This is a genomic window from Pseudomonas sp. 1L-E-NC-VB-C3 (genome assembly GCF_057291535.1).
This window is the reverse complement of sequence record NZ_JBXAWD010000030.1, coordinates 1-10009: the sequence shown is the minus strand read 5'-3', so window position 1 is coordinate 10009 and position 10009 is coordinate 1. Positions and strand designations below refer to the sequence as shown.

Below are 10009 nucleotides of genomic sequence, written 5' to 3'. Positions count from 1 at the left end.
TCCGCCGACCTGAACGACCGAGTCGATTATGGATTCACTCGAAATCGTTCAGATCGGCAAATGATTCGGCCATCCCCCGCTCGGTTCCCTCTCCCTCTGGGAGAGGGCTAGGGTGAGGGGCTTTTGCTTTTCAGCTGTTGGCACAAATCTCGCTAAGTAAACCGCACAGGTAACCAACGGCGGTTGCCCCACCTACGACAAAGACGTCGCTCACCCCGTTCGCCCCCCGGCGAATCAGGTAGCGGCGTTTTTGCGTTTTGGCCCCACAGAACGGGGCCGGTGGTGCGGCCGTGAGGCGCTCCACCTGCTGTGCATGACTCCTTTCGAGACTCTTTTCAGCCGAGGTGCGCGATGAATTCAAGCTTCTGGAAATCCGGCCATACCCCGACCCTGTTCGCGGCCTTCCTGTATTTCGACCTGAGCTTCATGGTCTGGTACCTGCTCGGCCCGCTGGCGGTGCAGATTGCCGCCGACCTGCACCTGACCACCCAGCAACGCGGCCTCGTCGTCGCCACGCCGATTCTGGCCGGCGCGGTGTTGCGCTTCGCCATGGGCATGCTCGCTGATCGCTTGTCGCCCAAGACCGCCGGGCTGATCGGCCAGGTCATCGTCATCTGCGCGCTGTTCGGTGCCTGGAAACTGGGCATCCACAGTTATGAACAGGCGCTGATCCTCGGCCTGTTCCTCGGTATGGCCGGCGCGTCGTTCGCCGTGGCCCTGCCGCTGGCCTCGCAGTGGTACCCGCCAGAGCACCAAGGCAAAGCCATGGGCATCGCCGGTGCGGGCAACTCCGGCACCGTGTTCGCCGCGCTGCTGGCGCCAGTGATTGCCGCCGCGTTCGGCTGGAGCAATGTCTTCGGGTTTGCCCTGATCCCGCTGGTCCTGACTTTGGTGCTGTTCGCCCTGTTGGCAAAAAACGCCCCGCAGCGGCCAAAACCGAAAGCCATGGCCGACTACTTCAAGGCCCTCGGTGATCGCGACAGCTGGTGGTTCATGTTTTTCTACAGCGTCACCTTCGGCGGCTTCATCGGCCTGGCCAGCGCCCTGCCCGGTTACTTCAACGATCAATACGGTCTGAGCCCGGTGACCGCCGGCTACTACACCGCTGCCTGCGTGTTCGGCGGCAGCCTGATGCGGCCACTGGGTGGCGCGCTGGCCGATCGCTTCGGCGGCATCCGCACCTTGCTGGCGATGTACACCGTCGCTGCCATCTGCATCGCAGCGGTGGGCTTCAATCTGCCAAGTTCCTACGCGGCGCTGGCGCTTTTCGTCTGCACCATGCTCGGCTTGGGCGCCGGCAACGGTGCGGTTTTCCAACTGGTACCGCAGCGTTTTCGTCTGGAGATCGGCGTGATGACCGGGCTGATCGGCATGGCCGGCGGAATTGGCGGCTTCGCCCTGGCGGCCGGCATGGGCGCGATCAAGCAAAGCACCGGCAGCTATCAATTGGCGCTGTGGTTGTTCGCCAGCCTCGGCGTGCTGGCATGGTTTGGCCTGCACGGCGTCAAGCGTCGCTGGAGAACCACCTGGGGCTCGGCGGCGGTGACAGCGGCGCGGGTCTGAGGCTCGAATGGCCCTGCAACTGAGTTTCGCCGAAGCCAGCGCCACCGGCCCGCGCGCGGAGAATCAGGACGCCCTGCGTTCAGTGACACCGGCGCCGGCACTGGCGGTGAGCAAGGGTTATCTGTTCGCCATCGCCGACGGCGTCAGCCAGTGCGCCGATGGCGGCCTCGCCGCGCGTTCGACCTTGCAGGCCCTGGCGCTGGACTACTACGCCACGCCGGAAACCTGGAGCGTGGCCCAGGCGCTGGATCGCCTGCTGCTCGCGCAAAATCGCTGGCTGCAGGCCAACGGCGGCGGGCAACCGCTGCTGACCACGGTCAGCGCGCTGGTGATGCGCGGTCGGCGCTTCACCCTCGCCCACGTCGGCGATTGCCGGGTCTATCGCTGGCACGCCGAGCGCTTGCAGCGCATCAGCGAGGATCACGTCTGGGAGCAACCGGGCATGCAACACGTGCTCAAACGTGCGCTCGGGCTCGATCAGCATCTGGTCCTGGATTTCCTCGACGGCGAACTGCGTGAGGGCGAAAGCTTCGTGCTGCTCAGCGACGGCGTCTGGTCGACCTTGGGCGATACCGCGATCGCGGCGATTCTGCGTGATCAACCGGACCTGCACAGCGCGGCGCAAACCTTGGTCAACGCCGCGCATCTGGCCGGCAGTCAGGACAACGCCAGTGCCCTGCTGGTGCGCGTCGATGCGCTGGGCGAAGCGAGCATCGGCGATGCGCTGGTGCAATTGCAGCAATGGCCACTGCCGCCAACGCTGAAACCCGGGCAAGCGTTTGAAGGCTGGCAGGTGCAAGGCATCATCGGCCAGAGCCAGCAATCATTGCTGTATCGCGTGCTCGATAGTCAGGGCCAGCCTTGGCTGTTGAAGACCTTGCCGACGCGCTTGGCCGACGACCCGCAAGCCGGGCAGGCGCTGCTGTCCGAGGAATGGTTTCTCAAGCGCGTGGCCGGCCGGCATTTTCCGCAAATCCATGCCTGCACTCAGCGTCAGCATTTGTATTACGTCATGTGCGAATACGCCGGGACGACGCTGGCCGACGTGTTTCAACACAGCGGCCCGTTGCCTTTGGCGCAGTGGCAGGACATCGCCGAACGGCTATTGCGCGCGGTCGGGCTGCTGCATCGGCGGCAGATTCTGCATCGCGACATCAAACCGGAAAACCTGCTGTCAGGTGACGACGGCGAGCTGCGCCTGCTGGATTTCGGTCTGGCTTACTGCCCTGGGCTGTCGCAAGACGCGCCGGCGACGCTGCCGGGAACGCCAAGCTTTATCGCCCCCGAAGCGTTTCGTGGCGAACCACCGAATGCTCAGCAGGATTTGTATTCAGTCGGCGTCACTCTCTATTACCTGCTCACCGGGCATTTCCCCTATGGCGAGATCGAAGCGTTTCAGCGGCCCCGATTCGGCGTGCCGGTGAATGCCAGTCGCTATCGCCCGGACCTGCCGGACTGGCTGGCGCAAAGTCTGGAACGCGGCGTCGCCGCCGATCCGCAGCAACGCTTCGAAACCGCTGAAGAGTGGCTGCTAGTGCTGGAACAGGGTGAGCGGCAAAGTTTGAGTGTGCGGCCCCGGCCTTTGTTGGAGCGGGAGCCGTTGAAGGTCTGGCGGACCATGGCGCTTCTGGCATTGCTGGGTAATGTGGTGCTGCTGGTTTTGTTGTTTCACAGTTGAACCGCGCCGCGCCATTCGCGAGCAGGCTCGCTCCCACAGCGAATTTGTGTCGTTCGCAGACACCTTGTGGGAGCGAGCCTGCTCGCGAAGGCATTCGGCGTCACACCGCATAACCCCAAGAATTAACGCGCCACGAACGAGCAACACGCCTCGATTCGGTGCAAAAAAACCTTTTCTCACAACCCGAATCCCCAATGAATCCGCGTCCATCCTAGTTGGCACAACCACTGCATTACCCTTTTCACCATACATAAAGCCCATCCTTCAACGACGAAGGCTGCGCTTCCCGAGAGAACGGGACCAGGACAAAGGCGTCCTCGCTAGGCAACTAGCGGGACGCCTTTTTTTGTTTGCGCAAAATTTGTCGAGCAAGGCCCGACGGCCCACCAGAGGCCAGCCGCAGCTCCCGGAGAACCTGATGAAGAAACTCAAACTGGTGATGATCGGCAATGGCATGGCCGGGGTGCGTACCCTGGAAGAACTGCTCAAACTGAGCGACGAGCTCTACGACATCACCGTCTTCGGCGCCGAACCGCACACCAACTACAACCGCATCCTGTTGTCGCCGGTGCTGGCCGGTGAGCAGACCTTCGAAGAGATCGTGCTCAACGACCTCGACTGGTACCTGGAAAACAACATCAAGCTGCTGCTCAACCGCAAAGTGGTGGAGATCGACCGGGTCAAACGCCGAGTGATTGCCGAGGACGGCACCGAAGCCGAGTACGACCGTCTGCTGATCGCCACCGGCTCGACCCCGTTCATCCTGCCAATCCCCGGCAACACCTTGCAGGGCGTGATCGGTTACCGCGACATCGCCGACACCCAGGCCATGATCGACACCGCCAGGACCCACAAGCACGCCGTGGTCATCGGCGGCGGTCTGCTCGGCCTCGAAGCGGCCAACGGCCTGATGCTGCGCGGCATGCACGTGACCGTGGTGCACCTCGGCGAATGGCTGCTGGAGCGGCAACTGGACAAGACCAGCGGCCAGCTTCTGCAATCGGCGCTGGAATCCCGTGGCCTGCATTTCCGCCTGTGCGAACAGACCCAAGCCTTGCACGATGCCGGCAATGGCCGGGTCGGCTCGGTGCAGTTCAAGAACGGCGACATCATCCCTGCCGATCTGGTGGTGATGGCCGCCGGCATCCGTCCCAACACTGAACTGGCAGAAAAGGCCGGCATCCCGTGCAATCGCGGGATTCTGGTCAATGACACCCTGCAAACCTACGACCCGCGCATCTACGCAATCGGCGAATGCGCCAGCCATCGCGGCATTGCCTACGGTCTGGTTGCACCGCTGTTCGAACAAGCCAAGGTCTGCGCCAATCACCTCGCGCAACTGGGTTTCGCTCGCTATCAGGGTTCAGTGACCTCGACCAAATTGAAAGTCACCGGCATCGACCTGTTCTCCGCCGGCGACTTCATGGGCGGCGAAGGCACCGAAACCATCACCCTCTCCGACCCGATCGGCGGTGTGTACAAAAAACTGGTGATCAAGGATGACGTGCTGGTCGGCGCCTGTCTGTACGGCGATACGGCAGATGGCGGTTGGTATTTCCGGCAGATTCGTGAGAATCACGCCATCGGCGAAATCCGCGATCACCTCATGTTCGGCGAAAACGCCTTAGGCGACGTAGGACATCAGGGCCAGGACAAAGCCATGGTCATGGCCGACAGCGCCGAAGTCTGCGGCTGCAACGGTGTCTGCAAGGGCACCATCGTCAAGGCGATTCAGGAACACGGCCTGTTCAGCGTCGATGAAGTGAAGAAACACACCAAGGCTGCCAGCTCCTGCGGTTCCTGCGCCGGTCTGGTCGAGCAAATTCTGATCAATACCGTGGGCGGCGCGGCGGACGTCAAACCGAAAAGCGAAAAAGCCATCTGCGGTTGCAGCGACCTCAACCACGGGCAGATTCGTCAGGCGATCCGTCAGGAACACCTGCTGACCATCGCCGAGACCATGAGTTACCTGAACTGGCGCACACCGAATGGCTGCGCGACCTGTCGCCCGGCGCTCAACTACTACCTGATTTCCACCTGGCCGGGCGAGGCCAAGGACGATCCGCAATCGCGCCTGATCAACGAACGCGCCCACGCCAACATCCAGAAGGACGGCACCTATTCGGTGGTGCCGCGCATGTGGGGCGGCGTCACCAACCCATCAGAACTGCGCCGAATCGCCGATGTGGCCGACAAGTACAACGTGCCGATGGTCAAGGTCACCGGCGGTCAGCGCATCGACTTGCTGGGGATCAAGAAACAGGATCTGCCCGGCGTCTGGAGAGACCTCGACATGCCGTCCGGCCACGCCTACGGCAAATCCATCCGCACGGTGAAAACCTGCGTTGGCAGCGAGTTCTGCCGCTTCGGCACGCAGAACTCGACGCAACTGGGCATCGAGCTCGAACACGACCTGTTCAATATGTGGTCGCCGCACAAAGTGAAGCTGGCAGTGTCCGGTTGCCCACGCAACTGCTCGGAAGCCGGCATCAAGGACGTAGGAATTATCGGCGTCGACTCCGGCTGGGAGATGTACATCGGTGGCAACGGCGGGATCAAGACCGAAGTCGCCGAGTTCTTCGTCAAGCTCAAGACTGCCGAAGAAGTCCGCGAATACAACGGCGCGTTCCTGCAGCTCTACCGCGAAGAAGCCTTCTACCTCGAACGCACCGTGCATTACCTGCAACGGGTCGGCATGGAGCACATCAAGAAGAACGTGCTCGAAGACGCCGAGCGGCGCAAGGCCCTGAACGAGCGGCTGCAATTCTCCCTGTCGTTCGAACAGGACCCGTGGAAGGAGCGCCTGGCGCAGCCGCAACTGAAGAAAGAATTCGACGTGATCCCCGTGAAAAACCTGGAGGTGCCGGCATGAACTGGCTCGATATCTGTGCGCTGGAAGAGATCAACGCCCTCGGTTCGCGGATCATTGCCGGGCCGAAAGGTGACATCGCGATTTTTCGTACAAGCGACGACGAGGTTTTCGCACTCGATGACCGCTGCCCGCACAAGGGCGGGCCGCTGTCGCAGGGCCTGATCTATGGCAAGCGCGTGGCCTGCCCGCTGCATAACTGGCAGATCGACCTCGAAACCGGCGAAGCCCAGGCGCCGGACATCGGCTGTGCGCACCATCATCCGGCGCGGGTCGAGAATGGCCGGGTGCAACTGGCCCTGCGGGACGCCATCTGATGAACCGCCAGACGACCGCCTCGACCTGCTGTTACTGCGGGGTCGGCTGCGGCGTACTGATCGAGCATGACGGCGAGCGCATCCTCGGCGTCAGCGGCGATCCGGCGCACCCGGCCAACTTCGGCAAACTGTGCAGCAAAGGCTCGACGCTGCACCTGACCGGCGACCTCGCCGCCCGCGCCTTGTACCCGGAACTGCGCCTGGGCAAAGGCCTGGCGCGCAGCCGTACTGACTGGGATACCGCCCTCGACCACGCGACCAACGTGTTCGCCGAAACCATCGCCGAGTACGGCCCGGACAGCGTGGCGTTCTACATCTCCGGACAGTTGCTCACCGAGGACTATTACGCCTTCAACAAACTGGCGCGGGCGCTGGTCGGCACCAACAACATCGACAGCAATTCGCGGCTGTGCATGTCCTCGGCGGTGGTCGGCTACAAACGCAGCCTCGGCGCCGACGCGCCGCCGTGCAGTTACGAAGACCTGGAGCTCAGCGACTGCGTGATGATCGTCGGCAGTAACATGGCCTACGCCCATCCGGTACTTTTCCGTCGACTGGAGGAAGCCAAATCCCGTCGCCCGCAGATGAAAGTCATCGTGATCGACCCGCGTCGCACCGATACCTGCGATTTGGCTGACCTGCATCTGGCGATTCTTCCGGGCACCGATGTCGCTTTGTTCCATGGGATTTTGCATCTGCTGTTGTGGGAAGACTGGATTGATCGCGATTTCATCAAGGCGCACACCGAAGGCCTCGCCGAACTCAAAACCCTTGTGCGCGATTACACCCCGCAAATGGTTTCGCAACTGTGCGGCATCAGCATCGAGCAACTGCAGCAATGCGCAGAATGGGTCGGCACTGCGCCGAGCTTCCTGTCGCTGTGGTGCATGGGCCTGAATCAGTCCACCGCCGGCAGCGCAAAAAACAGTGCGCTGATCAATCTGCACCTGGCCACCGGGCAAATTGGCCGGCCCGGTGCTGGACCTTTCTCCCTGACGGGTCAGCCAAATGCCATGGGCGGGCGGGAAACCGGCAGTCTGTCCAATCTGCTACCGGGCCATCGCGATGCCGGCAATGCGGAACATCGCGCCGAGGTGGCGGCGTACTGGGGCGTCGAGAGCTTGCCCGAGGCGCCGGGCCTGAGCGCCATCGAGCTGTTCGAAAGCCTGCGCAGCGGCAAGATCAAAGCGCTGTGGATCGCCTGTACCAACCCGGCGCAATCGATGCCTGATCAGAGCGCAGTCCGCGCAGCGCTTGAGGCCTGCCCTTTTGTAGTGTTGCAGGAAGCCTTTCGCACCACCGAAACCGCTGCGTTTGCGGACCTGCTGTTACCCGCCGCCAGTTGGGGCGAGAAAGAAGGTTCGGTGACCAACTCCGAGCGGCGTATTTCCCACGTGCGCAAAGCGGTTGTCGCACCGGGCGAAGCGCGGCCGGACTGGGCAATCACGGTGGATTTCGCACAGCGTCTGGAGAAACGTCTGCGCCCCAGGCAGCCGAGCCTGTTCGCTTTCGATCAACCTGCGCAGTTGTTTGATGAATTCAAACTGCTGACCCAAGGGCGAGACCTGGATCTGTGCGGAATCAGTCATGCCTTGATCGACGAGATCGGTCCGCAGCAATGGCCCTTCCCTGCCGGCGCCCGGCAAGGCACTACAAGACTCTACGAAGACGGCGTCTTTCCTACGGCTAGCGGCCGCGCGCAATTCATTGCCGATCCGTACCGCGCCGCCAAGGAACAACGCGACGCGCGCTTCCCGCTGACTTTGATCACCGGTCGCCTGCGTGACCAGTGGCACGGCATGAGCCGCACCGGCACCGCCGCGCAATTGTTCGGCCACGTCAGCGAAGCCGTACTGAGCCTGCACCCTGACGAAATGCGTCGGCACCGCTTGCAGCCCGGTGATCTGGTCAATCTGAAAAGCCGCCGTGGCGCGGTGATTGTTGCGGTCGGCAGCGACGACAGCGTGCGTCCGGGCCAGGCGTTCCTGCCGATGCACTGGGGCGATCGCTATCTCAAGGGCGGCGTCAACACGCTGACCTTGCCGGCGTTTGATCCGCTGTCCAAGCAACCGGAGCTCAAGCACAGCGGCGTGCGTCTGGAGGCAGTCAACCTGCCGTGGCAACTGTTCGCTTTGATCGAGGGTGATGTTCAGCGGCATTTCGAGACGCTACGACCGCTGTGCGAGGCGTTTTCCTACGTCAGCCTCAGCCTTGTCGGGCGTGAGCGGCCAGCGTTGCTGATACGCGCTGCACACGGCCAGGCGCCGGATCCACAGCTGCTGGGCGAGATCGACCAATGCCTGTCCTTGCTGGATGGCCCGGTTCTGGCCTACGACGATCCGCGTCGCGCCATTGGCAAGCGGGTGCGCATCGAGAACGGCCGTATCACTGCGATTCGTCTGGCCGGCGAAACCCTTGCGCAACACTGGTTGCAGAGCCTGTGGCTGGAGGGCCGCGCCGACCAACAACTGCGGCGCTGGCTGCTCGCGCCGATGAGCGCGCCGCCGGGCGCTGTCGGAGCGATCGCCACCGACAAGACCTTGTGCAATTGCGAAAACGTCAGCCTCAACGCAGTCTGCGCCGGCATTCGCCAGGGACTGGATCTGCAAGGCCTGAAAAACAATCTCCGATGCGGCACGCAATGCGGTTCCTGCGTGCCGGAAATCAAGCGTCTGCTGGCTGCCGAAGCGCGGCCGGTCGCGGTCATTTAACGAGGACAACACCATGAATGCGAAAGTCTGGCTGGTGGGCGCAGGCCCTGGCGATCCGGAGTTGCTGACGCTCAAAGCGGTGCGCGCGTTGCGCGAGGCCGATGTGGTGATGATCGATGATCTGGTCAACGACGCGGTGCTGGAGCACTGCCCGGCTGCGCGGGTTATTCCCGTCGGCAAGCGCGGCGGCTGCCGTTCGACGCCGCAGGCATTCATTCATCGCCTGATGCTGCGTTATGCGCGCCAGGGCAAATGCGTGGTGCGCCTGAAGGGCGGCGATCCGTGCATTTTCGGCCGCGGTGGCGAAGAAGCGCAGTGGTTGCGCGAGCGCGGGGTTGAAGTGGAACTGGTCAATGGCATTACCGCCGGGCTGGCCGGAGCGACGCAGTGCGATATTCCGCTGACGTTGCGTGGCGTGGCGCGCGGGGTAACGTTGGTGACTGCGCACACGCAGGATGACAGCCAGTTGAACTGGCAGGCGTTGGCGCAAGGCGGGACGACGCTGGTGGTTTACATGGGCGTGGCCAAGCTGGGCGAGATTCGTGATCAGCTGCTCGCCGGAGGGATGGCGGCGCATACGCCAGTGGCGATGATCGAAAACGCCTCTTTGGCGCATCAGCGTGAATGTCGCAGTGATCTGACTGCGATGGCTGAGGATGCCTCGGCGTTTGAGTTGAAAAGTCCGGCGATTCTGGTGATTGGTGCGGTGGCTGGTGTCGTGGAAGAGCAAAAGATCGCAGCCTTCGGCAGCTCCTACAGGACACATATGATCTGAATGTAGATACTCTGTTCACGGTCAAGCTTTTTGGGTGTGTTTATCGCTAAAAAGCTTGGCTGTACTGAAGTCTTCGCCTGCCCGCATGCAGGCCCA

Annotated in this window: 6 protein-coding genes; all 6 read left to right on the top strand. The window is 62.5% G+C overall.

The window, feature by feature from the left end:
- The first annotated feature begins 351 nt into the window (after positions 1-351).
- Complete coding sequence (locus AC0Z5Z_RS26590) at positions 352-1563, top strand: nitrate/nitrite transporter (RefSeq protein ID WP_016773839.1); 1212 nt, start codon at positions 352-354, stop codon at positions 1561-1563.
- A gap of 7 nt (positions 1564-1570) precedes the next feature.
- Complete coding sequence (locus AC0Z5Z_RS26585) at positions 1571-3241, top strand: protein kinase domain-containing protein (protein WP_476249080.1); 1671 nt, start codon at positions 1571-1573, stop codon at positions 3239-3241.
- Positions 3242-3659: 418 nt separating this feature from the next.
- Positions 3660-6113, top strand: coding sequence for a nitrite reductase large subunit NirB (nirB, locus tag AC0Z5Z_RS26580; protein ID WP_056784156.1), 2454 nt, complete (start codon positions 3660-3662; stop codon positions 6111-6113).
- Positions 6110-6427, top strand: coding sequence for a nitrite reductase small subunit NirD (gene nirD, locus AC0Z5Z_RS26575; protein WP_016773836.1), 318 nt, complete (start codon positions 6110-6112; stop codon positions 6425-6427). Before nirB ends, nirD begins: the two co-directional genes overlap by 4 nt.
- Positions 6427-9138 carry a molybdopterin-dependent oxidoreductase gene (locus AC0Z5Z_RS26570; protein ID WP_476249079.1) on the top strand — a complete coding sequence of 904 codons (2712 nt, stop codon included), beginning with the start codon at positions 6427-6429 and terminating at the stop codon, positions 9136-9138. Before nirD ends, AC0Z5Z_RS26570 begins: the two co-directional genes overlap by 1 nt.
- A 13-nt stretch (positions 9139-9151) precedes the next feature.
- Entirely contained in the window at positions 9152-9913 is a 762-nt protein-coding gene (gene cobA / locus AC0Z5Z_RS26565; protein WP_476249078.1) for a uroporphyrinogen-III C-methyltransferase, read from the top strand.
- The last annotated feature ends 96 nt before the right edge of the window (positions 9914-10009 follow it).